The 21,377-nt window shown below is 67.1% G+C and carries 21 protein-coding genes and 1 tRNA gene; 13 read left to right on the top strand and 9 right to left on the bottom strand.

What is annotated here, in order from left to right; translation table 11 throughout:
- The first annotated feature begins 120 nt into the window (after positions 1–120).
- The 3 genes from ACIBI9_RS55225 to ACIBI9_RS55215 all read left to right on the top strand — a co-directional run bounded on the left by ACIBI9_RS55225 (position 121) and on the right by ACIBI9_RS55215 (position 3,312).
- Positions 121–573 carry a hypothetical protein gene (locus tag ACIBI9_RS55225; protein ID WP_397235466.1) on the top strand — a complete coding sequence of 151 codons (453 nt, stop codon included), beginning with the start codon at positions 121–123 and terminating at the stop codon, positions 571–573.
- 378 nt (positions 574–951) lie between these two features.
- Positions 952–1,992, top strand: a complete 1,041-nt coding sequence (locus ACIBI9_RS55220; protein WP_397235465.1) for a hypothetical protein — start codon at positions 952–954, stop codon at positions 1,990–1,992.
- A 492-nt stretch (positions 1,993–2,484) separates the two neighbouring features.
- A complete protein-coding gene (locus ACIBI9_RS55215) occupies positions 2,485–3,312 on the top strand; it encodes a hypothetical protein (RefSeq protein WP_397235464.1) in 828 nt (275 codons plus the stop codon).
- A 549-nt stretch (positions 3,313–3,861) separates the two neighbouring features.
- On the opposite strand, the gene ACIBI9_RS55210 is transcribed toward ACIBI9_RS55215, so the two are convergent.
- Together ACIBI9_RS55210 and ACIBI9_RS55205 are read right to left on the bottom strand one after the other, a co-directional pair.
- Positions 3,862–4,509 carry a 2'-5' RNA ligase family protein gene (locus ACIBI9_RS55210; RefSeq protein ID WP_397235463.1) on the bottom strand — a complete coding sequence of 216 codons (648 nt, stop codon included), beginning with the start codon at positions 4,507–4,509 and terminating at the stop codon, positions 3,862–3,864.
- 9 nt (positions 4,510–4,518) lie between these two features.
- Positions 4,519–5,292 carry a GntR family transcriptional regulator gene (locus ACIBI9_RS55205; RefSeq protein ID WP_397235462.1) on the bottom strand — a complete coding sequence of 258 codons (774 nt, stop codon included), beginning with the start codon at positions 5,290–5,292 and terminating at the stop codon, positions 4,519–4,521.
- Between the two features lie 163 nt (positions 5,293–5,455).
- Between ACIBI9_RS55205 and ACIBI9_RS55200 the strand changes: the two genes are divergently transcribed.
- From ACIBI9_RS55200 to xerC, 8 genes are all read left to right on the top strand, one after another.
- A complete protein-coding gene (locus ACIBI9_RS55200) occupies positions 5,456–5,785 on the top strand; it encodes a hypothetical protein (protein WP_363962106.1) in 330 nt (109 codons plus the stop codon).
- A 97-nt stretch (positions 5,786–5,882) separates the two neighbouring features.
- The gene (locus ACIBI9_RS55195; RefSeq protein ID WP_397235461.1) at positions 5,883–7,256 is read left to right on the top strand and encodes an FtsK/SpoIIIE domain-containing protein; all 1,374 of its coding nucleotides are present in this window, start codon (positions 5,883–5,885) and stop codon (positions 7,254–7,256) included.
- A gap of 87 nt (positions 7,257–7,343) precedes the next feature.
- The gene (locus tag ACIBI9_RS55190; RefSeq protein ID WP_397235460.1) at positions 7,344–8,009 is read left to right on the top strand and encodes a DUF2637 domain-containing protein; all 666 of its coding nucleotides are present in this window, start codon (positions 7,344–7,346) and stop codon (positions 8,007–8,009) included.
- Positions 8,006–8,419 carry a hypothetical protein gene (locus tag ACIBI9_RS55185; protein WP_397235458.1) on the top strand — a complete coding sequence of 138 codons (414 nt, stop codon included), beginning with the start codon at positions 8,006–8,008 and terminating at the stop codon, positions 8,417–8,419. Before ACIBI9_RS55190 ends, ACIBI9_RS55185 begins: the two co-directional genes overlap by 4 nt.
- Positions 8,416–8,556 carry a hypothetical protein gene (locus ACIBI9_RS55180; protein WP_397235457.1) on the top strand — a complete coding sequence of 47 codons (141 nt, stop codon included), beginning with the start codon at positions 8,416–8,418 and terminating at the stop codon, positions 8,554–8,556. Before ACIBI9_RS55185 ends, ACIBI9_RS55180 begins: the two co-directional genes overlap by 4 nt.
- Before the next feature lie 322 nt (positions 8,557–8,878).
- A complete protein-coding gene (locus ACIBI9_RS55175; protein ID WP_397235456.1) occupies positions 8,879–10,252 on the top strand; it encodes a replication initiator in 1,374 nt (457 codons plus the stop codon).
- Complete coding sequence (locus ACIBI9_RS55170) at positions 10,242–10,424, top strand: helix-turn-helix transcriptional regulator (RefSeq protein WP_397133539.1); 183 nt, start codon at positions 10,242–10,244, stop codon at positions 10,422–10,424. The genes ACIBI9_RS55175 and ACIBI9_RS55170 overlap by 11 nt, the downstream gene beginning before the upstream one ends.
- A complete protein-coding gene (gene xerC, locus ACIBI9_RS55165) occupies positions 10,424–11,659 on the top strand; it encodes a tyrosine recombinase XerC (protein WP_397235455.1) in 1,236 nt (411 codons plus the stop codon). Before ACIBI9_RS55170 ends, xerC begins: the two co-directional genes overlap by 1 nt.
- Positions 11,660–12,356: 697 nt before the next feature.
- Here xerC and ACIBI9_RS55160 read toward each other — a convergent pair.
- From ACIBI9_RS55160 to ACIBI9_RS55135, 6 genes are all read right to left on the bottom strand, one after another.
- Positions 12,357–12,429 (bottom strand) — tRNA-Thr (locus tag ACIBI9_RS55160).
- Between the two features lie 20 nt (positions 12,430–12,449).
- Complete coding sequence (gene rlmB, locus ACIBI9_RS55155; protein WP_397235454.1) at positions 12,450–13,412, bottom strand: 23S rRNA (guanosine(2251)-2'-O)-methyltransferase RlmB; 963 nt, start codon at positions 13,410–13,412, stop codon at positions 12,450–12,452.
- A 31-nt stretch (positions 13,413–13,443) separates the two neighbouring features.
- A complete protein-coding gene (locus tag ACIBI9_RS55150) occupies positions 13,444–14,124 on the bottom strand; it encodes a winged helix-turn-helix transcriptional regulator (RefSeq protein ID WP_397235453.1) in 681 nt (226 codons plus the stop codon).
- Between the two features lie 4 nt (positions 14,125–14,128).
- Positions 14,129–15,058, bottom strand: a complete 930-nt coding sequence (locus ACIBI9_RS55145; protein ID WP_397235452.1) for an alpha/beta fold hydrolase — start codon at positions 15,056–15,058, stop codon at positions 14,129–14,131.
- Positions 15,055–16,059 (bottom strand): LLM class flavin-dependent oxidoreductase, encoded by a 1,005-nt coding sequence (locus tag ACIBI9_RS55140; protein ID WP_397235451.1) that lies wholly within the window; start codon positions 16,057–16,059, stop codon positions 15,055–15,057. Before ACIBI9_RS55140 ends, ACIBI9_RS55145 begins: the two co-directional genes overlap by 4 nt.
- Positions 16,060–17,196: 1,137 nt before the next feature.
- Entirely contained in the window at positions 17,197–17,919 is a 723-nt protein-coding gene (locus ACIBI9_RS55135) for a TetR/AcrR family transcriptional regulator (protein WP_397235450.1), read from the bottom strand.
- A 139-nt stretch (positions 17,920–18,058) separates the two neighbouring features.
- Here ACIBI9_RS55135 and ACIBI9_RS55130 point away from each other — a divergent pair, with 139 nt between their 5' ends.
- Positions 18,059–18,802: a siderophore-interacting protein gene (locus tag ACIBI9_RS55130; protein WP_397235449.1), complete on the top strand. Its 744-nt coding sequence runs from the start codon at positions 18,059–18,061 to the stop codon at positions 18,800–18,802.
- 16 nt (positions 18,803–18,818) lie between these two features.
- Entirely contained in the window at positions 18,819–19,922 is a 1,104-nt protein-coding gene (locus ACIBI9_RS55125; RefSeq protein WP_397235448.1) for an FAD-dependent monooxygenase, read from the top strand.
- Between the two features lie 56 nt (positions 19,923–19,978).
- Here ACIBI9_RS55125 and cysS read toward each other — a convergent pair whose 3' ends face one another.
- Entirely contained in the window at positions 19,979–21,370 is a 1,392-nt protein-coding gene (gene cysS / locus ACIBI9_RS55120) for a cysteine--tRNA ligase (protein ID WP_397235447.1), read from the bottom strand.
- Positions 21,371–21,377: the final 7 nt, after the last annotated feature.

The raw sequence follows: 21,377 nt of genomic DNA, 5'->3' as shown, positions 1-21,377 counted from the left end.
ACCGCCGTCTGGATCAACGAACCCGCCAAGGAGGAAATGAGCTCCGATACAGAACAAGTCGCCTGAAACGTCTCAAACAGTTTGACAGCTACCGCCCGTCTGATCAAACGTCTGTCGGACATGGTCACGATCTATTCTGGCCAGTTCATGGTCATGGACCTTGACGGAGCCAACGGACAGCCCGAGGGGGCCGAGGATCTTTGGGACATCGCGAACCGGTCGAGCATGACCAACTGGTTCCTGGCTACCGCGAATGCCGCCATCATCATCAGCCAGGCCGACGCTTGGCACAGGGTCGGCGTTACAGCTGAGCGCTGGGACGGCCCACCACCCGACGACGGCGACCAGTGGAGCAGCAGCGAGACGACAGAGTTCTACTCCAGCTCGGGCAAGCTGGAGATCGTCGGAGTTCACGGCCACTCCTCAGGCAAGATCATCGAGTTGTGCGATCAGGCTCGCAGCTGGCTAGTTCGCGCAAGCGTCCGCCCTGGCCCTGGTGCCCGCTACTCCAGGGGACGACCTCCCAAAGGGTTGGAGACCTACCGACTGCAGTTCTGGCCCGCAAGCCCCTGACCTTCTGATTACAAGAGACTTCGAGACTGTCCACGAGCGTCCACGGGGCTCACGGGTACCTGCTCAGCGCCCATCTCAGCTTGATCAGCTTCCAATGTCGTGCACCGGCGTCCAGGGACGTTGTTAGCAGCGCTGTTAGCAAGATTCGGTGTCCCCCCGACGCGGCAAGGTCCTCCTCATATCGTGATGCTCCGCGGCGTGACAGGACGCCCTCTTGGGGCAGCGGGGTGCAGGATTGGCCCGTCCTCCTATGAGGCGAGGACATGCTTCATGCCTTAAGGACCTGTACAGGGTTCTAGCAAGTAAGCGCGTCTACTAGCCCGGAAGACGTCAACCCCCGAGATGGCACGAATCCTCGCCGCCAATCGTCTACCTCATGTGCACATCCTGGTGCGAGCCCTGATCGTGATCGCAGTAGCGAGCCGCCTGCTCCATACTCCCGCGTCCTCGACGAGCGGCGCCTCTAGCAAGCTCTCTCCCCACGCTGAAGTCACTGGCAGGCCTAATCGAACGCACCGGCGTCGCATCTCTCTCGGTGTCGTCTCGCTCGTATTAGCGATAGCCACCGGCTTCGGCGGCTGGCTCGCCTTCTCCACCGCAACGATGACGCAATCGAAGGCGGACAACCCCTGGGGTAGGCTCACTCTGCTTGTGCCGCCTGGAATGAAGTCGCTCAACATCAGCTACTCTTATAAGGTTCCACAAGAAGAAAGAACAAGTTCGAACTCCAACGCCTATGACGTGGTAATTGTCGTAACCGGCCAAGCAGGCAATTCGGCCGATGGATGCTTTCCCTATGCCCTTGCAATGGAGGGAGATGCGAAACTAGGCAAGAAGGTCGTTTACAAGGCGGAGGGGCAATCGGTAGAGACATGGACGAACAACAATGGCGAAAATAGCAACCCTATGATTGCCGACCAGATGATTCGAGCCGCAATGTGCTCACAGTACCCTGTGACAAGTAAAGAGGTCTACATGGGTACGGTCTCTGCCGAGATAGCGAGTAGACCGGTAACGCGGGTAGGAGCCTACCGAAAAGCCTACTGGGCGCCCGATGTCAATATCAACACGGGTGTCTGGAAGCTCGAAGATTTCAAAATAGCGTCGATCGAAGAGCTCGCAGAGAATTATGACCGCGGATCGTTGCTACTCGGACCCGATCTGGCTGATCCTCCCGAATGCACGACAGAGGTTGCGCCAATAAGCGCTGGAGAAAGGGTAGAAGGAGCCCAGCCTGCACCCACGGGGCCAGGGTTTAGGTGGAATGGATGCGGTACTGGACAAAAGACTGGAACGACAGTCGACTTCGCACAGGAGCAGCAAGCCAACCGATCTCTATTTGTTTCAGGCGTGCTTCTCGGTGCAGCGATTTCTCTACTGCTCTTCGGAGTACAAATCCTGATCGACGCTCGCAAATAACGGTCGACGTGAAATGCCAGCGATAGCGAGTCGCTAGCTCACACCGACCATGGCCAGAGCCATGTGGACGGGCGCCGGCGGTCACCGTGCGGGGGACGTTGCTGTAATGGCTGCTGTCACCTCAGCCCGGGTGACCCGTTGGCAAGGCCCGACGAAGTCGGGCCGCGGCAGTCGATCGCCCCAGCCACGTACGGCAGGGTACCGAAGTCAGCGATCGTCACGGCCGCGACCACTTCGATCAAACCCAGATCGCCATGATCCCCAGATCGACCAACAAACCTCTTGAGCTGCATCACGAGTCCATCGGCGGCGTCACGGTTCGCGGTTGCTCACCGGAGTGGTCATCCACGGGGACTGCCCTTCTGTGAACAACGGTTCGACCTCGGTAGCAGGCACCCTGAATACCTTGTCGGCTGAACGGTTCCGCCTAAAGAGCTGCTCGGTGTTGAATTGATTGCCTCCGACGGTACTGATGCTTCTACAATCAGACGCGTGGGTCCCTCAGACGTGATCGCCACGGTTGCTGCCGTCATCGCGGTAGCTTCCTTACTGTATGCCCGCCGATCTGCTATCGCTGCCGTGCACTCAGCCAAGTCTTCTGCCCGCTCCGCAAACGCAGCAGCTCGAAGCGCGGACGCCGATGAACTTTCGGCCGTTCAGCAGGCGCGGATCGAAACTGACTCCGGACGCGTCAAGGTCTACGTCAGTTTGGAGCCCGCTCAGCCTTGGGAGCTAAATTACCGCGGAAGCTTAATCTACGATTTGAGTCCATTCGAGTTCACAAGCGAAGCGGATTTTAAAAGGAACTGGCTTCAAACTCCAATTCGCGGCATCCTCGTCAACGAGGACACTCGCACGGTCGTCATAGCCGATCGATGGTCCTGTAGAGGTGGATCGACCCCGCTATGCCGTGAACCTATCCCCGAGCCCATGAGCGACCATCGTGGAGTACTGGTGCCGCCTGGTGATGCCGTCATTTTCGAAACCGCTATTGGCGGTTGGACCGAACGTTGGCGAGAGCTATGGGTCGAGGACAACCTAGAAAAACTTTGGTCCCGCGGACCTTCGACCACTCTGCGTGTGTGGGCCGCTCAAGAAGGCGACGGGGTAAACTATGCAGCGGGTGATCACCAAAGCCCGCCGAGCGGCTGGGAAATTCGGATAGGTGTATACGACTGGGCCTTGGAGCCGAGCCCCAAAGAGGATCCCGACTCGCTCACCTGGTACGTGCGGGGCACGCCATCATTCATCGTTACCCGCTCTCCCTATCGGCCATCTCCTAAGAGCATTCACGAGCTCACAGAACCCGACAATCGGTAGATCGCTAGCCATCCCCTGATCACCTCGTTCGCTGCCGACCCGCCACGTAGCGGCAGCGGCCGGGACGGAGTGTCAAGCTCAGCTTGGCGTGTACGTTGACCAGCCGCCGTTCCTCGCTCATCTGTTGCCCTGTGGGCACAGCCCAGGCTTGATGCGGAGGAGCCAGCCTGCTGGGCTTGCTCAGGTCGATAGCGAGCCAGGTAATCGGCCTTCCCTCTCAGCCACTCCGGCGCCCGAGCTCCCGCTTGGCGACCGCCTCGGGGCTGGAGATTCCTTGCCGGAGGCATGTTCGTGCCTGTGCCGATCATGACGGTCTCCCTGTGTACTTCGGCGCTGCGTGGTCAAGCTTCCGTGCGTCTCTGAGCCCTGCTTCCGATGTGCGGTGGGCCGGTCGGGCGGGACCGGCCCGGAGAGGCCGCACGCCCGCCCGGTCCGGCCCGACCGCCCGCCGCCATCGGCGGCGGCTTGAACCCGTATAGAAGGTTGTAACCACGTCCGATGTTGTGGCCGATCTTGTGGCTGCGTTCCATACCCGGCCGCTCGACCGAGCTAACTGGCCCCGAGCGGCACCGTTGTCCGTAGATTCCAGCGGTAGACCCACTCGGGCTCCAGGACCCGGCTCTGGACGATCAACGCCACCTGATCCACGTTCACACTCACCACATCGGCATCAACTGCGTTCAGGGCGTCGATATAGGGCTTGGCCGGTCCTGGCGTGTTGAAATAGGTCAAGCTCACATGTGGGCGGAACCCCTTGGCCTGTTCGGCTGCCGTCGGCGCATTTCCGGTGACTTCGGCGATTCCCTCCCTGATCTCGTTCCAGATCTGATGCACCGGATCTGTTGGGGTTGGGGCCAGCACCACGGCCTCTCCGATGACCACAGGTCGCTGGAAGGTCAGCTCGATGGGGGCAAGTTGCCCCAGGCGTGCGGCTACAGCCTCGATGATCTGGTCGAGCTGCTTGTCCGGCACCTCATCAACGAACCCGACGCCTTGAACAGTGAGGTGCAGCCACTGGGCAGCAATCAAGTTGTGCCCCTCGATTGCCGCGAGGGCATCTTGATACCGCCTAGCAAGCTCATGGAGCTCCGGCGCATGCTCGAAGGTCAGGTGCCAGGTGTAGACCAGCCGGCCCGGCCGCCAGCCTTGCCGTGGCCACCAGTGCGACCGAACCTCGTCGACGTTCTTGATGGTCATCGGTCTGCCTCAGATCTGGGAGGGAGTGTCAGGGACGTTCGGCTCTTGGTCGATCAGGTACTCATCGATGATGGTTACCCGGTCTGCCGGCCAGATCGACTCCGACACTTCCAGCACTGTGTCATCCTCGGCTCGGGCAGTGTGGATGACGTGCATGACCTGGCCACCCTGCGGAAGACCCAGAGTCAGGGCCTCCTCTGGTGTGGCGCTGCGGGCGATCCACTGGTCGCGGGCATGGTGGTAGCGCGTGCCACTCAGGTCTTCGACGCATAGGAAGAGTGCCTTTGGGACGACGTCGCGCTTTTCCAGGAAGGTCCCGCCGGCGATGTCGGTCGGGATGTAGCTGGCGCCGATCTCCTCGGGCGTGTTGCTCTCCTTGTCGTAGAGCACGCGGCGGCGGGTGATGACCTCAGTGCCCTCGTCGATGCCCATGGCGGCGGCAATACGTGCCGGCGCCTGTTCTGGACCGGCGAAGACGATGTCGTGCCGCAGATACGCCGTGAGGAGCTTCTGGTCGCCGCGTGCACGGCCGTAGCGATGGCGAGAGCGCCGTTCGAGCCGGTGGTCCTGCCGTACGAAGGTGCCGATGCCGTGCTTGGACTCGGCGATGCCTTGGGCTCGTAGAACGCCGATGGCCTGTCGGATGGTCGGCAAGCTGACTCTGAATCGTTCGGCCAGGGCCGTTTCCGCGGGGAGTCGCTCCCCCGGTTGGTAGCGGCCCTCGTTGATGTCTCGCCGCAGTTCCTCCGCGATGCGCTGGTATTTCGGGGCGAATCCGCCCAAACCTGCTGTCACTGTTTCCGCCTCGTGGTGATCGAACAGTAAAAACTGTCCTCGCCACGAACTCTACTCCTCATTAGGAGTTGACGACAGGAGGTCTGCGGGCACAACATCAGTCCTACAGTCCTCATTAGGAGTTGAGGACCTAAGGTCTGGGAGGACCATCATGCGTAACATCCCCGTCGACATCACCAGCCTGGCGTTCACGGTCGCGGGCGAGCCCGAGCCCAAGATCGTGGACCGCGCCACCGGCGAGGTGAAGCGAGACGCGGAAGGGCGAGAGCTCTACACCATCCCGCTCCTGCCCAAGCCGAACGACGACCGGCGCAACCCGGTGATCGTGGTGACGTTCCCGAGCGAGACGTTCCCGCAGATCCCCGAGGGCGTGCAGGTCCGCCCAGTCGGCCTGGCCGCGTTCTTCTGGTCGATGAACGGCCGCTCCGGACTCGGTTTTCGCGCCGAGACCATCACGCTGGCCACACCCAAGGCGGCCTAGCCGCATACATCGCACCCCTGGAGCGGGCGCATCGCCTGGCAGCTCACCGCCCGCTCCGGGGCCTTCCTTCCGATGGTTCGAAAGGACAGTCCCGATTATGTCCGACTGGCTTATCCCGCTGGCCATCACCCTGGCCTCGGTCTGCACGGTCCTGCTGGTGTGGCGCACGCTGCACCCCGTCTCACTCTGGCTGTGCCTGGGCTACCCGCTCAAGGCCACGCACGTCTACCTCACCTGGGGCAACGTCGCCCTAGGCTGCACGCTCACCCGTAAGCGGCGCCGCTGGCGCTACACCCTCGACGGTCTGCCGGTCATCGGGCACGCCACGATCTCCCTCTCACAGAAGCGGAAGATCCGCCGCGTCCAGATCGACAAGCCACCCCGCCTGGGCATCATCCGCCCGCACCGGCTCGGCTTCCGCGTCAACGTCAAGCTGATGGACGGGCAGACGCCCGAGGACTACACCGCCCGCCTATCGAACCTCGCGCACGCCTGGCGCGTGCACTCCGTCCGGCTCGTCGCGGCCCGGCCTGGCCGCGTCACGCTGCTGGCCACCCGAGGCGACCCACTCTCGGAGGTCCGCGTCCCGGTGCTGTCCGAAGGTCTGCTGAGGGTGCGAGTCGGCCTGCTGGAGACCGGAGCACCGTGGGTGGTCGACTTCCGCACCGTTCCACACTGGCTCAACACCGGGGCCACCCAGTCAGGCAAGTCCACCTTGCTCAACGCGCTCATCACCGGTCTGTCCGCGCAACCCGTCGCCCTGGTGGGCTTCGACCTCAAAGGCGGGGTGGAGCTGACCAGCTACGGGCCGCGCCTGTCGGCCATCGCCACTGAACGGGCCGAATGTGTCGGCCTGCTTGATGACCTGATCTGCCTGGTCAAAACCCGGATGGCGCTGTGTCGCAGCAACAAGGCGCGCAACATTTGGAAACTGCCGGAGGACCTGCGGCCGACACCGGTCGTCGTCCTGGTGGACGAGGTGGCCGAACTGTTCCTGATGGCGCACAAGGGCGAGAAAGACGAGATCGCCTCCACCGCCACCGCCCTGCTGCGGCTGGCCCAGCTCGGCCGGGCCTTCGGCGTCTACCTGTTCATCTGCGGCCAACGAGTCGGCTCCGACCTCGGCCCCGGCGTCACCGCCCTGCGATCGCAACTCTCCGGCCGGGTCTGCCACCGGGTCAACGACCCGGAGACCGCGACCATGACCCTCGGCGACACCGACCCCGCCGCACTCGACGCAGCCCGCCAGATCCCGGCCAACATGCCCGGCACCGCCGTCGTCGTCGCCGATGACGGCCTCTGGTACCGCGCCCGCTCCGTCTACGTCAGCGAAGAGGTCGCCGAGGCCGCCGCCCAGGCACATGCCGACCTCGCACCCACGTGGGCCGACCTGCTCACTGCCACCGACCTAACCGTCACCGTGACCGATGCGGAGCTGGAGGCGCTGGCCCGCGAGGGCGAGCCCACCTGACCCACGCCCTGTACGGCCCGGCCGCGCGCCCATCGCGCCAGGTCCCTGCCCCGCCCATGCCTGAAACCCGAAAGGAGGTGCCCCGATATGGACCGCATCCGATCACGCCTGCTCGACACCGGTCCCGTGGTCGTCCTGGCGGTCATCGCCGCTGTCGGCTCGTTCACCCACATCAGCGACCTGGCCGCCCGGCACGGGCAACGCGGCTGGCAAGCGTGGGCGGTCGCCGTGTGCATCGACCTGATGTGCGTGATGGCCGCCCGCGAACTCCAACGCGACAAACGCACCGGCCGCCACCGACACGGCATCACCTCGTGGCCCGCGCTCGTGCTCACCGGCGGAATCGTGCTCACCTTGGCAGCCAACCTCGCCACCGCGCACCCGAGCATGTGGGGCTGGATCACCGCCGCAACACCCGCCGTGGCGTTCCTGGTCGCGGTCTCCATGCTCGAACGCCGCGCCTCACACCGCACCCCGGCGCCCGCCGCACAAGCGGTGACCGAGGACGCCGCTACACCCGTCCAGAAGATCACCCACGACACGCCCGCGCTCGACGCTGCCAAGCCGCAACCGGCCGGGCCCGTACCCGTCACGTCGCCGGCACTTGTGGCCTACGCCCGCCGCCTGGCCGACGACCACCACACCACCCACCAAAGGCCCATCACCAGCGAGCAGCTACGCACCCGCATGGGCGTCTCGGCCGACCTGGCCACCGACCTGCTCACCCAGATCCGAAAGGAACCCACCTCATGACCCACCCCACCTCGTTCGAACTGGCCGAGGCCGCCCGCGCCTGGGCCCGCGGCTCCTACGCCATGGAAGCCGCTGTCGAACTGCTCATCCAGCACGGCGTATGGCTCCACCGCACCGACTTCCGCCGCTACGCCATCGACTACATCCCCGCCGCCCACACCCGCCCTTCGTACGCGGTCATCGACTGGCAGGCCGCGCACACCGCCATGTCCGCCGGCCGACTGCCCTGCTGCGGCAGCGAGGCCGCCATCTTGCGCATCGCCCTCTCGCTCGCCGACAGCCTGCCGGTCGAGCTCCGCCCCATCATCACCGGTCTGGATCTCACCAACATTCGGCGTGTCCTGGCCGCCATCGCGCACGCCAACGGCGACCGCGACGCCTGGATCACCACGCAAGGAGGCCCGGCGTGAACCAGCCCTACTGCCGCCGCTGCCTCGGCTCCGGCGCCATCACCGCCTACTGCAGTCAGCCCAGCTCCACCGGCCAAACCCTCGTCATCGAGGTCACCGAGACCTGCTCCACCTGCCAAGGAGGACGCACCCGATGACCATCGAGATCCAGGCCTACGCCTGCGCGACGTGCAACGGCACCGGCCTCTACGACGACGACACCTGCCGCGACTGCTCCGGCACCGGCATCGACAACCAGAACTGAACGGAAACGACGCCACCACGGGACGGCTCAAGCCTGGCAGCCACGCCGCCCCCGTGGGGCGTCACCCTCCGCACTCAACGAAGGAACTCCAGTATGCGCCACCGACCATGCCCGGAATGCGGCGGATACGGCTCCGTCCGCGTCCGCTCCGTCCGCACCAACCAGCTGATCACCATCTACTGCCCGTGCTGCGACGGCACCGGAGAGGAGGCACCATGACCGAGGCTCCCGAGCTACCCGCACCCATCAGCGCCCTCGTCGGCCCGGTCATCCGCGACCTCGCCCGGCGCTCCAACTACGACGTGACCCGCTGGCTGCACCAGGTGGAGCGGCTACGCGGCTGCCGCGAACCCGTCCGCCTCACCGGCGAGTCGGACACCATCGACAGCTTCACGGGTGAACTGCTGCGGCACTACACCACCATCCACGAGCCTCACGGCCAACTCCTCGTCCGCTGCGGCAACCGCCGCCAAGCCCGCTGCCCGGCCTGCGCCGAGACCTACAGGCGGGACACCTTCCACCTCATCCGCGCGGGCCTGCTCGGCGGAGACAAAGGAGTCCCGGCCACCGTACGCACCCACCCAAGGGTGCTGGCCACCTTCACCGCACCCACCTTCGGCCCCGTCCACCGAGGCCCGGCCGAAGACGGCACCGCGCCCATCTGCCACCCACGCCGGACCGGCCCGACCTGTTTCACCCGCCACCAGCAAGGAGACCCGGCCATCGGCCAACCACTCGACCCGGACACCTACGACTACGTCGGCCATATCCTGTGGAACGCCCACGCCGGAGACCTATGGCGGCGCTTCACCATCTACCTCCGTCGGCACCTGGCCGACGCCGCCGGCCTGACCCGCAAGACCTTCAACGAGACCGTACGGATCTCCTTCGCCAAGGTCGCCGAATATCAGACCCGCGGGGTCATCCACTTTCACGCCGTCATCCGACTGGACACCCGCACGGAGGACAACACACCCGTCCCACCACCGGCATGGGCCACCGCCGAACTGCTCGACGACGCGATCCTTTCGGCCGCTCGCGCCGTACAGCTGCCCTCGCCCGACCTCGGGCAGCCCACCCACCAATTCCTCTGGGGCGACCAGATCGACGTCAAACACATCGCCGCTGAGTCCGGCAACGGCGGCATGACCGAAGAGAAGATCGCGGGCTACATCGCTAAGTACGCCACCAAGGCCGCCGAGACCTCAGGCACCCTCGACCGGCCCCTGACCAGCGCCACCATCCGTCGCCTCCACCACCTCGACATCGCCGACCACCCGGCCCAGCTCATCCGCACCGCCTGGACACTCGGCAACCCGACCACCCATCCCGGCCTCGCCCACCTACGCCTGCGCGACTGGGCCCACATGCTCGGCTTCCGCGGCCACTTTTCCACCAAGAGCCGCGCCTACTCCACCACCCTCGGCGACCTCCGCCAAGCCCGCATCGACTGGACCCGCGGCCGCTTGCCGTACGACCCAGACGCCACCTTCGTCCTCGGCCACTGGCAGTACGCCGGACAGGGCTTCACATCCGGCGAACAAGCCCTGGCGACCTCGCTCACTCAGGAGGCCACGCATGACCGCTGAACTGCTCACCGTGCCTGAGGCCATGGCCGTTCTCAAAATCAGCCGATGGACCCTCTACAACCTGATCCGCTCAGGCGAGATCACGTCCATCCTGGTCAGCGCCCGCTGCCGCCGCATCCCATCGTCCGCCCTGGACGCCTACGTGACCCGCCTATGTGAGGAAGCCGCCTGATGAGCAAGCGATCGAACGGGGAAGGCTCGATCTTCCCGTACAAGGACGGCTGGGCGGGATATGTCTGGGTCACCACGCCCGAGGGCAAGCGCACCCGTAAGTGGGCGTACGGCAAGACCCGCGAGGAGACTCACGAGAAGTGGCTGAAGCTCCACGAGCAGGCCCGCAAGGGGCCGGTGGCCACCAAGCACGAAACCGTGGCTGCCTTCCTCAAGCGCTGGCTGGCCGAAGTCGTCGAGCCCAACCGCGAACCGACGACCTATGTCGCGTATGAGCCGCTGGTGCGCCTCTACATCATCCCCGGCCTGGGAAAGAAGCGCCTCGACAAGCTCACCGTGCGGGACGTTCAAGCCTGGCTGAACACCCTGCCGACTCTCTGCACGTGCTGCGACCAGAAAAAGGACCATAAGCGCCCGGAGCACAAGCGCCGGTGCTGCTCGGTTGGCAAGTGCTGCAAGAGCTACCCTGCCCGGTACACGATCATGGGCATCCGCCGGACGCTCCGCGCGGCCCTCGGCCATGCCATCCGCGAGGAGCTGATCTCCAAGAACGTGGCAGGGCTCACCACGATGCCCAGCGCCAGCAAGACCAAGAAGAAGCGGCAACAAGTCGTCTGGAGCGTGGACGAGGCCCGACGCTTCCTGGAACACGTCCAGGATGATCCGCTCTATGCAGCGTACGTACTCATCCTCGTCCTCGGCCTGCGCCGTGGCGAAGTGCTCGGCCTAGCCTGGGACTGTGTCGATCTCGACGGTGAGGAGCTGCACGTCGCTCGCCAGCTCACGCGGGTCGGGGGGCAGCTCCTGCACCGCGACAAGACCAAGACGGACGACTCCACCGCCTCGCTCCCGCTCCTGGGCCTCTGTATCTCAGCGCTCAAGCAACGCCGCGAGATGCAAGACCAGGCCCGCGAAGAGGCCGGCGCCCGGTGGAAAGAGTCGGACCTCGTGTTCACCACCAGGTACGGCACACCCATCGAACCCCGGAACCTCAACCGCGCCTTCGACGCGCACTGCAAGAACGCTGGTGTCCCGCGTATCCGCGTCCACGACACCCGGCACACCTGCGCCTCACTACTGGCCGCCCTCGACGTACATCCGCGCGTGGCGATGCGCATCCTGCGGCACTCGCAGATCAGCGTGACCATGAACGTCTACACCCAGATCCCGAGCCCGGAGACCCGCAAGGCGCTCAACCGCCTGAACGCTAGCCTCGACAGTACACACATTCCCTAACTGACCATGAGAATCAGAAGGCCCTCGCGGACACCCACCCGCAGGGCCTCTTACTCATTCGCAGACCCCTCAGGTGGGCCACTATGCTCCGGCATCGTGACAGCGCTCGCCATCATGGCTCTATTCGGTGCAACAGGCGGGATCGGGCCCTTACGCTGCGGCGCCTCTTTGAACGGCATCGCCGAGACACTCGGCCCGCCATGGGACATCGGTCGTATCAGCCAGCGGAGAAGGTGGCCCCATCTCTTCTCATACGGACACGTCGAACTATGCGTCTGCCACTGCCGCACCGTAACAATGATCAGCGTTCAAGCTCGACACGACCCCATTGAGCTTCCCGAGCCAGGAACGAACGCACTCACCGCCTATCCCTCTCGCATGACCTTGAGGGAGATCACGGCATCGTTGAGCGAGGCAGGCAGTCGTTGGCATACAGATCCGAATGACTCGCCCGACAGGCTTGAGCTTCGCACCGAACCAGCGGGGGTGGGCTTCGTGTTCCGCACCGGCCATGCGCCCGAACCCCTCCTAGAACAGGCTGGCCTCGGGATCAGCGGTCACGAGTGCGCTTCGCCGTCACATGGACTCCCCGACGATGGCTTCGGCATGTGACGAGCGGAACGGTTGCTGTACGACGCTGCTGTATGGAGATCAAAAAAGGCCCCTCCCGAATCCCGGAAGGGGCCTTCTACCTGCGAGCCGACGAGGGGAATCGAACCCCTGACCTTCTGTTTACAAGACAGATGCTCTGCCGATTGAGCTACGTCGGCGCGGCCTACCAGTGTAGACGCTAGAGGCGCCTGTGACGAGCGACTTCGTACAGCGCCACTCCGGCCGCCACTCCCGCGTTCAGCGACTCCGCGGCCGCCTGCATCGGGATCCGGGTCACCACGTCGCACTGCTCCCGGACCAGCCGCGAAAGGCCCTTGCCCTCCGAGCCCACGACCACCACCAGCGGCTCGGTGAGCAGGTCGACGTCGCCGATGTCGGTCTCGCCGGCGCCGTCGAGGCCGATGACGAACAGGCCCGCCTCGCGGTATTCGCGCAGCGCCGCCGTCAAGTTGGCCGCGCGGGCCACGCGCATGGTCGCGAGGGTGCCCGCGGAGGTCTTCCAGGCCCCGCCCGTGACTCCGGCCGAGCGGCGGGAGGGGATGAGGAGGCCGTGGGCGCCGAAGGCGGTGGCGGAGCGAGCGATGGCGCCGAGGTTGCGCGGGTCGGTGACCGAGTCGAGGGCCACGATCAGCGGGACCTCGGCGGCGTCGTGCGCGAGCTCCACGAGGTCGGTCGGGTGCGCGTAGTCGTACGCGGGGATCTGGAGCGCGATGCCCTGGTGGACGGCGCCCTCCGTCAGGCGGTCGAGCTTGTCGCGGCTGACCTCGAGCAGGGCGATCCCGCGCTCGGCCGCGATCCTGATGGAGTCGCGTACGCGATCGTCGTTGTCGATGCGCTGGGCGACGTAGAGGGCGTTGGACGGGACGCCCGCCTGCAGGGCCTCGAGTACGGGGTTGCGGCCGCCGATGTACTCGGGCGCGTCCTCGGAGCGCCGCTGCCGCGCGGGAGCGGGACGCCGGACGCCGCCGCGATCCTCGCGGGCGATGCGCTCGGCGCGCGCCTTGTCCTTGTACCAATGCCGCATTTCGGCAGGCGGGGTCGCGCCCTTGCCCTCGAGCGACCGGCGGCCCTGCCCTCCGGCGCCTTTGGACGGGCCCTTTTTCTTCGCGGGCCTGCCCGAAGCCCTACCGCCTGCTGCCATGCCAATAAGGGTACTCGGGCCGCCGGGCGCCTTATCCCACACCGGGAATGAGGCGTTCCTCCGGGGCCGGGATGCGGAAGATTCCGTACAGAGCGCCCAGCGCCGCCGGGTCGCCGGACGCCTCGGCGCGACGCTCCTTGACCGCCTCCGCGAACGTCGTACGCCCGGCCGCCAGGTCCACCAGCACCTCGTCGTCGGTCTCGATGACGGCGTCGGGACGCTGTGCCGGACCGTGCTGGGTGTCGATCGTCCCGTCCTCGACCAGGGCGTGGAAGACCTCGTCCCCAACCCGGAACTCGTACATCGCCCGCACGCCCCGCGCCGCCTCCGGGTCGAAACAGGCCCTCAGCCCCAGAACCGCCCAGCCGCCGTGGAACGCCTCACCCTCCCGGCGCTCCCCCATGGCCCATTTCATGCCCCAGCGCGCCAGGGCCAGCACGGCGGGGGCGAGTTCGGCGCCGGCCTCCGTGAGCGTGTACGCGGGCGTGCGGGCGGGCGCCGGGAGCGTGACCTTCCGTACCAGTCCTTCGCGTTCGAGATGTTTCAGGCGCGCGGCCAGCAGGCCGGTGCCGAGCCCGCGGAGGCTGTTCTGGAAGTCGGAGAAGCGCTTGGGGCCGGTCAGCAGGTCCCGCACGATGAGCAGCGTCCAGCGCTCCCCTACGAGGTCGAGCGTCCGCGCTGTGGCGCAGAACTGGTTGTACGTCCGATCCACTTCATCAGCTTAATCCCGGACTTCCGCTTTTCGAACCCTCGGCTACATCGACGAGGAGTTGGGTAAGCAGTTCCGGATGTTCGAGCATCACGTCGTGCGGGCCGTCGATCGGGATCGTCCGGTAGCCCAGCGACTTGGCGAACTGCTCGAACGGGAAGGTCTGGGGGCGGCAGAAGATGCCGGTCCCGGGGATCCGGTCGATCGCTCCGCCGAGGCGCGTCGTGTCCGTGAACGTACGCAGCGGGTGCGGGCGTAGTCTCTCGCGGAGCCAGGCCGCGTCGTCGGGGTCGGTGATGCCGAAGCGCTCCGGCGCGGGGGCGGGGATCAACCCGCCGTCGCCGGTCGCCCCGCCGTCACCAGTGGCCCCGCCGTCACCGGCGACCTCGCTGTCACCGAACACCTCGCGGCCACCGATCGCCCCGCCATCACCGTTCTCCCTTCCATCACCGCTCGCCACGTCGTCACCGCTGGCCACACGGTCACCGATCGCCTCTCGGTCACTGGTTGCCCCGGCGTCACCGGTGGCCCCGCTGTCACTCATCGCCTCGCGGTCACCGGTGGCCCCGCCGTCACTGGTCGCGGAGGCGCGAATGGCCTGTACGAAGGCGTCGGGGGCGAGGGTGAACATGCCGGCGCCGTCCCGGCCTGCCCAGCCCTCCACGAGTACGACATGGTGTACGCGTTCCGGCCGGAGGTCGGCCGCCTGGCGTACCACCAGGCCCGCGTAGCTGTGTCCGACGAGCACCATGCGGTCGTCGGGCGCGGTGTCCAGGGCGGTGAGCACCTGTTCGACGTGGTCGTGCAGGCCGGTGTCGGGGGTGCAGGCCAGGTCCGGGGTGATCGTGCGGGCGCCGGATCGTTCCAGGAGAGGTACGACGCGGTCCCAGGCCCATGGCCCGTGCCAGGCGCCCGGCACCAGGACGAACGTGGTCATCTCGCCCCCGTCCTGGGCAGCACCTGCGCGGCGAACTCCTCCATGGCCGCCCGATGATCGTCCACGGCGAGCCTGATCACCACATGCTGGGCGCCTGCCTCGATGTAACCGTTCAGCCAGTTCGCGGCCTCTTCCGGGGTTCCGGCGAACATGGCCTGGATGCTCTCGACGAACTCCAGCGGCGCGTTGTAGTAGCGCTCGATGCTGGTGCGGAGGCGGAGACGGGCGCGGTCGGGGTCCTCGTCCAGGCAGATGGTGGCGTACAGGGCTGGGGTGAACGGGTGGGCCGCCGAGGTTCTGGGGGATCCGTACTCGCTCGGGGGTGGGGCTTCGGGGGTACCGGACGAAGCGTGGGGCGTGCCGGCCGACGTCAGCACGTTCAGGTCTTCTGCGTAGGCCTTCTGCGTCGGCGGGTACGGCAGCCAGCCGTCGGCCAGGCGGGCCGCCCGCCGCAGCGCCCGCTCACCGCTGCCCGGCAGCCATATCTGCGGCCCACCAGGCTGTACGGGCTTGGGGGCGAGCGTCACATCGTGGAACGTGAAATGTCCGCCCTGGTGAGAGACCGTTTCGCCGGTCCAAAGACGTCGCATGATGTCGATCGACTCCTCCATGCGGCTGATCCGGCGCTTGAAGCCGACTCCGATCGCCTCGAACTGGGCCTCGGTGTTCGGGTGGGCGAATCCGCCGCCCATTCCGACGATCAGCCGTCCGTCCGCGATGCCGTCGAGTGTCGCCAGTTGGTGGGCGAGGAGGAGCGGATGGCGGAGGGCGGGGAGCAGTACGGCGGTGCCGAGCGTGATGCGGTTCGTGGTGGCGGCGGCTGCGGCGAGCATCATCAGCGCGTCGGCTCTGGGGCGCGTCACCGGGCTGTCGCCCGCCCACACCGAGTCGAACCCCAACTCCTCGGCCAGCTTCGCCTGATCGATGAGCGCGGACAGGTCATGGTTGCCGAGCACTGTCCAGTCGCGCGTCGGGAGTAAGTAGCCGATCTTCGGGCTCATGGCATCGCCTCCGGGTGGTGGATGGGGGTCGGGGTCGCCAGATGGCGGTGGTCGGGATCTTGTGAGTGGTCGAAATCGCAGGGATGAGGGATGGGAGGCGCCCGGACGAGGACGGTTGAGGTCGCGCTGACCCTGCTGCCGCGTTGGATAGCGGCTGAGCGGGGTTGTTGGGACCGGGTCTGAGGACGTCAGCGGGTTGGCCGCAGCAGTCTGGACCGCGTGCCACCGACGGGCTGTGCTGGCTCGGTACGTCTGCGGGCGTGAGTCTGGATGCCACCTCTCTTTCAGCATGTGGTGGTACCGCAATATTAACCATGCACTTCCTGATTTTGAAGTAGCAGATTTAACTTAAGAAGTGAGGGATGGTTCTCTAATGAGCTGGCACCGAGCGGTACGAGGCACAGGCGGCCAGAAGGCGACACGCTCCGGCACGGCGTACCAGCCACGGCTCTTCTGGACGCCGACCCGCGAGTGTTTCCTGGTCGCCGCGGGGCGCAGTTGAGGGTCCTCGCCGCGTGGAAGCGATCTCGGAGATGCCGGGCTTTCGAGGGGAGCGGCGACCTCTCAGAGACGGCTGAGCCATGCAGAGGTCACGAGCCTTGATACGGCGTCGGCGCAGATAGACGCGGTTGCCGCGGGAAGAGCACGCCCTATTGGCGATCACCGCGCCCGGGCGCCGGCGGCGGACCGACAACCGGGCCGGTAGCCGGGCCGGTAGCCGGACCGGTAGCCGGACCGGTAGCCGGACCTTGACATCGGCCAGGACGCGCGTAACTGCGGGCTGTCTCCAGCCTGGTCTGAAGTGAGGATGAAGGACAGCGGATGGCATCGCCGGTCGGCGGACAGGTGGATTTTGCTGCTCAGCCCACCCCGCGAGTGGCCAGCGTGGCCGCCTTCAGCCGCGGGCTGCGCCGCACTCGTAACCAACAGCGTCCGCCCCGGTCCTCGCCTCCGCCCTCGCCTCCGCCCTCGCCTCCACCCTCCTCCCCGCCCTCGTCCCCGCCCTCGTCCCCGCCCTCGTCCCCGCCCTCGTCTCCGCCGTCACCGTCGCCGTCGCCTCCGGTCCTCGTCTTCGCCCTCGTCTCCGTCTCCGCCCTCGCCTCCGTCTCCGCCCCCGTCTCCGCCCCGTCTCCGCTCTTAGGTGTTCGGGCGGCCCGGGTGGTCCAGGGCGAGGGTGGTGGCCAGGTCGCGTAGGCATTCCTCGAAGACGGGTTCCATGTCGGTGTAGGCGAAGTCCAGCTGGTGCAGGACTTCCATGCACAGCAGGCCGTACAGCCGGGTCCAGCAGGTCAGGAAGACGTGCGCGGCCTCAGGCGGCAGCTGTCCGTCGATGGCGGCGGAGTACGCGGTCAGTTGCTCGCTCAGGGAGGCGGGCAGATCGGCCAGGTCGGGCGCCGGGAACGGCCGCGTCCGCCACAGCTCGACCGTCAGGTCCAGCAGGACCCGCTCGAACCGCAGGGCGGCCTGGTGGCGCTCCGAGTCCGATCGGCGGTTCGGCGGGGTGATCGGGCTGGCGAAGATCCAGCCGAACTCGGCGGGATGGGCAATGGCCCAGGCGCGCATGGCGCGGCAGGCCGCCAGCAAGCGGTCGCCGATCGGCTCGTCGGCGCGCGCGTCTCGAGCCTGTTCCATCGCGGCGGCCAGCTCGCGGAAGAAGTCCGCGGTCACCGCGCCGACCAGCTCGTCGTGACCGGCGTAGTAGTGGTAGAGGGCTGGGCCGCTCATGCCCACCTGCCGGGCGACCGCGTTGATGGTGACCGCGGCCGAACCCTGCTCGACCAGCAGCCTGCGCGCGGCCGCGTGGATCTCCTCCAGGGTGGCCCGGCGGAGCCTCTCCCGTCTGCTGGTCTGGGCGGACATCGTCCTCCTCTTCTCGCTGCTTCGGCGCCGTTGACATCTTAGGGCATCTATGTTTCCTTAATGCCTCTAAGTAATCTAGAGGCAGTAGGAGGAGTTATGGAGCATCAATGGCCAGGCGGACGGCGGGAGGAGTCCTGACATGGCCCGTACCATGCGCGACCGCTTGTTCGGCAAGTACGCCATGGAGGCGGCCGTCACCGTCGTCGAGCAGGTCACGCCCACGATGCGGCGGATCCGGCTGGAGACCGACCAGCCGGTCGCCTTCCCCTACACCCCCGGCCAGCACATCAGGATCCAGCTGATGGACCCGTTGTCGGTGGCGGGCATCCTGCGCCCGTCCGAGACGCTGCGCACCTACACGATCTGGGACCTCGACCCCGGCAGGCGGGCGATCGAACTGCGTGTCCACCTGTACGAGGGCGACGGCATAGGGCTGAACTGGGCGCGTACGGTCCGGCCCGGCGACCGGGCGACCTTCTGGTGGCCGCAGGGCGACTTCTTCACCCGCGAGGCGGGCTACCACGTGTTCATCGGGGAGGAGACGGCCAGCGCCGCCTTCGGGCCGATGCTCCGGGCGCTGGACGCCTCGGCCGAGGTGTACGGCGTCCTGGAGGGCGAGACCCCCGAGCACGATCTGCCCATGCCCGGAGCCCGGCGCCTGCGGCGCGTCCACCGCCATGGGGCACCGGCGGCCTCCTCACAGGTGTTGCTCGGAGCCGTGGCCGAGCTCGATCTGCCGGGCAACGCCGGAGCGGCCTACGTGGCCGGGGAGGCGAGGACCTGCCGGATGGTACGCGACTTCCTGGTACGCGAACGCAACTGGCCGCGTACCTCGATCAAGGTCAAACCGTTCTGGACCCCGGACAAGCGGGGCCTCCACTGATCCAGGAGAATCGGCAATGAAAGCGATCATCGTGGGCGGCGGCATCGGCGGGCTCGCCGCGGCCGTCGCCTTCCACCGGCGTGGCTGGCTGGTGGAAGTACTCGAACGCGCTCCGGAGTTCACGGAGGTGGGCGCCGGACTGGCGATCCAGCCCAACGGGCTGCGCGCCCTGGACGCCCTCGGCCTGGGCGATTCCCTGCGCGCCGGCGGACTGGCCGATCCACCCGCGGGCGTCCGCAGTTCGGGCGGCGACTGGCTGATCCGCAACGACATCGACGGCCTGAAACGCCGCTTCGGCCAGTGGGTGACGGTGCATCGGGCCGACCTGATCGACCTGCTGCGCTCGGCCGTGCCCGGTCAGGCGCTGCGGCCCGGCGCCCACGTGCACCAGGTACGGCCCGACGGCACGGTCCTGCACAGCGGCGGCACCTCCACCGCGGATCTCGTGGTGGGCGCCGACGGCCTGCACAGCGTGACCCGGCGCTCCCTCTGGCCCCACGTCCCCGGGCCGCGCTACGTCGGCTACACCACCTGGCGCTTCATCGCTCCGCCCCAGCCCGTCGAAGGGAGCGTGGAAACGTGGGGCAGAGGCCAACGATTCGGGCATGTGCCGATGCCTGACGGCCGCGTCTACTGCTACCTGATGGCCAACGCCCCGACCGCCTCCCGCGCCGGCCTGGCGGAGCTGCGCGAACGCTTCGCGCGCTGGCACGACCCCATTCCCGCGCTGCTGGCCTCCGCGCGCGAGGACACAGTGCTCCAACACGACACCTACGAACTGCCGAACCTGCGCACGTACGTTCGCGGAAAAGCCGCCATCCTCGGCGACGCCGCGCACGCCATGGCCCCCAACCTGGGGCAGGGCGCCTGCCAGGCACTCGAGGACGCCGTCACCCTCGCGCACGCGGTGGACACGCTCGGCGTGAGCGCGGGGCTGGCGGCGTACGACCGCGCCCGCAGGCCGCGTACCCAGATGATCGTCCGCCGCTCCCGCCAGGTCGGCGCCTTCGCGCACTGGACGTCTCCGTCGCTGACCGCCCTGCGGGACGCGGCCATCCCGCTCCTGCCCAGATCGTTCTTCGACCGCTCGCTCGCCCCTGCTTACTCCTGGACGATCTGACGCGCGACTCAGCCCGGCTCAAGCGGCGCAACGCCTGGGCCGGGCTGAAGGACGGTCTAGCGGGTGAGCTCCCAGCGGGCCCCGTGCGGGGTGTCCTCCACCGTGATCCCCGCCGCCGCCAACTGGTTTCTGATCGCGTCCGCCGCCGCGTAGTCCTTGCGCTCCCTGGCCGCCTTGCGCTGTTCGAGCGCGACCGCCACCAGCGCGTCGACCACCGGCGAGAGGTCCGAGCCGGCACCCCGCCACTGGGGCGATCGGGGGTCGAGGCCGAGGACGTCCAGCATGTTCTGCGTCTCGGCGAGCAGCCGGGCCACGGCCTCCTTGTCGCCGCGCGAGAGCGCCACGTTGCCCTCGCGCACCACCTCGTGCACGACCGCCAGCGCCTGCGGCGTGCCAAGGTCGTCGTCGAGGGCGTCCACGAACGCCTGCGGCAGCGGCGCGTCCGCGTCGACGTCGTGGATGACCTCGGCGGCGCGCGTGACGAAGCCTTCAATGCGCTGGTACGCGGCGGCCGCCTCCAGCAGGGCCTCCTCGGAGTAGTCGATCGAGGAGCGGTAGTGCGGCGCCGCCAGGTAGTAGCGCAGCTCCACCGGCCGGACCTTCTGCACCATCTCGGGGATCAGCAGCGAGTTCCCGAGCGACTTGCTCATCTTCTCCGCGCCGATCTTGAGCATGCCGTTGTGCATCCAGTAGCGCGAGAAGCCGTCGCCCGCTGCCTGGGACTGGGCGATCTCGTTCTCGTGGTGCGGGAAGATCAGGTCGATCCCGCCGCCGTGGATGTCGAAGGCCGGGCCGAGGTACTTCGTCGCCATGGCCGAGCACTCCAGGTGCCAGCCGGGGCGGCCGGGGCCCCAAGGGGTCGGCCAGGTCGGCTCGCCCGGCTTCTCGCCCTTCCACAGGGCGAAGTCGCGGGAGTCGCGCTTGCAGGACTCGTCGTCGGTGTCGGCCGCGGCCCGCATGTTCTCCAGCTTCTGGTTGGAGAGCGAGCCGTAGCGATCGGCGTAGGACCGGACGTCGAAGTAGACGTCGCCGCCGGAGGCGTAGGCGTGGCCGCGGGCGATCAGCCGCTCCATCAGCGTGATCATCTCGGGCACGTGGCCCGTGGCCCGCGGCTCGACGGTCGGCGGCAGGCAGCCGAGCGTGTCGTACGCCCAGGTGAAGGCCCGCTGGTTGCGCTCGGCCACGACGAACCAGGGCACGCCCTCCTCGGCCGCCACCCTGATGATCTTGTCGTCGATGTCGGTGACATTGCGGCAGAACGTCACGTCATAGCCGGATCGCGCCATCCAGCGCCGGAGCACGTCGAAGTTCACGCCCGAGCGGATGTGCCCGATGTGCGGAGGAGCCTGCACGGTCGCCCCACAGAGGTAAATCGACGCCCGGCCGGCTTCGACCGGAACGAATTCACGGATGGCGCGCGTACTGGTGTCGTAGATGTGCAGGCTCACGAAGGCA

This window comes from Nonomuraea sp. NPDC050451, assembly GCF_044458585.1.
This window is presented reverse-complemented; position numbering and strand designations above follow the sequence as displayed.

Bases quoted from the DNA above. Each gene is read 5' to 3' on its own strand.
- ACIBI9_RS55200 (WP_363962106.1), top strand. From the start codon at position 5,456: ATGCGTAACATCCCCGTCGACATCACCAGCCTGGCGTTCACGGTCGCG.
- ACIBI9_RS55140 (WP_397235451.1), bottom strand. From the start codon at position 16,059: ATGAGCCCGAAGATCGGCTACTTACTCCCGACGCGCGACTGGACAGTG.
- ACIBI9_RS55125 (WP_397235448.1), top strand. From the start codon at position 18,819: ATGAAAGCGATCATCGTGGGCGGCGGCATCGGCGGGCTCGCCGCGGCC.
- ACIBI9_RS55195 (WP_397235461.1), top strand. From the start codon at position 5,883: ATGTCCGACTGGCTTATCCCGCTGGCCATCACCCTGGCCTCGGTCTGC.
- ACIBI9_RS55175 (WP_397235456.1), top strand. From the start codon at position 8,879: ATGACCGAGGCTCCCGAGCTACCCGCACCCATCAGCGCCCTCGTCGGC.
- xerC (WP_397235455.1), top strand. From the start codon at position 10,424: ATGAGCAAGCGATCGAACGGGGAAGGCTCGATCTTCCCGTACAAGGAC.
- ACIBI9_RS55190 (WP_397235460.1), top strand. From the start codon at position 7,344: ATGGACCGCATCCGATCACGCCTGCTCGACACCGGTCCCGTGGTCGTC.
- ACIBI9_RS55225 (WP_397235466.1), top strand. From the start codon at position 121: ATGGTCACGATCTATTCTGGCCAGTTCATGGTCATGGACCTTGACGGA.
- ACIBI9_RS55130 (WP_397235449.1), top strand. From the start codon at position 18,059: ATGGCCCGTACCATGCGCGACCGCTTGTTCGGCAAGTACGCCATGGAG.
- ACIBI9_RS55185 (WP_397235458.1), top strand. From the start codon at position 8,006: ATGACCCACCCCACCTCGTTCGAACTGGCCGAGGCCGCCCGCGCCTGG.
- ACIBI9_RS55135 (WP_397235450.1), bottom strand. From the start codon at position 17,919: ATGTCCGCCCAGACCAGCAGACGGGAGAGGCTCCGCCGGGCCACCCTG.
- ACIBI9_RS55170 (WP_397133539.1), top strand. From the start codon at position 10,242: ATGACCGCTGAACTGCTCACCGTGCCTGAGGCCATGGCCGTTCTCAAA.
- rlmB (WP_397235454.1), bottom strand. From the start codon at position 13,412: ATGGCAGCAGGCGGTAGGGCTTCGGGCAGGCCCGCGAAGAAAAAGGGC.
- ACIBI9_RS55210 (WP_397235463.1), bottom strand. From the start codon at position 4,509: ATGACCATCAAGAACGTCGACGAGGTTCGGTCGCACTGGTGGCCACGG.
- ACIBI9_RS55145 (WP_397235452.1), bottom strand. From the start codon at position 15,058: ATGACCACGTTCGTCCTGGTGCCGGGCGCCTGGCACGGGCCATGGGCC.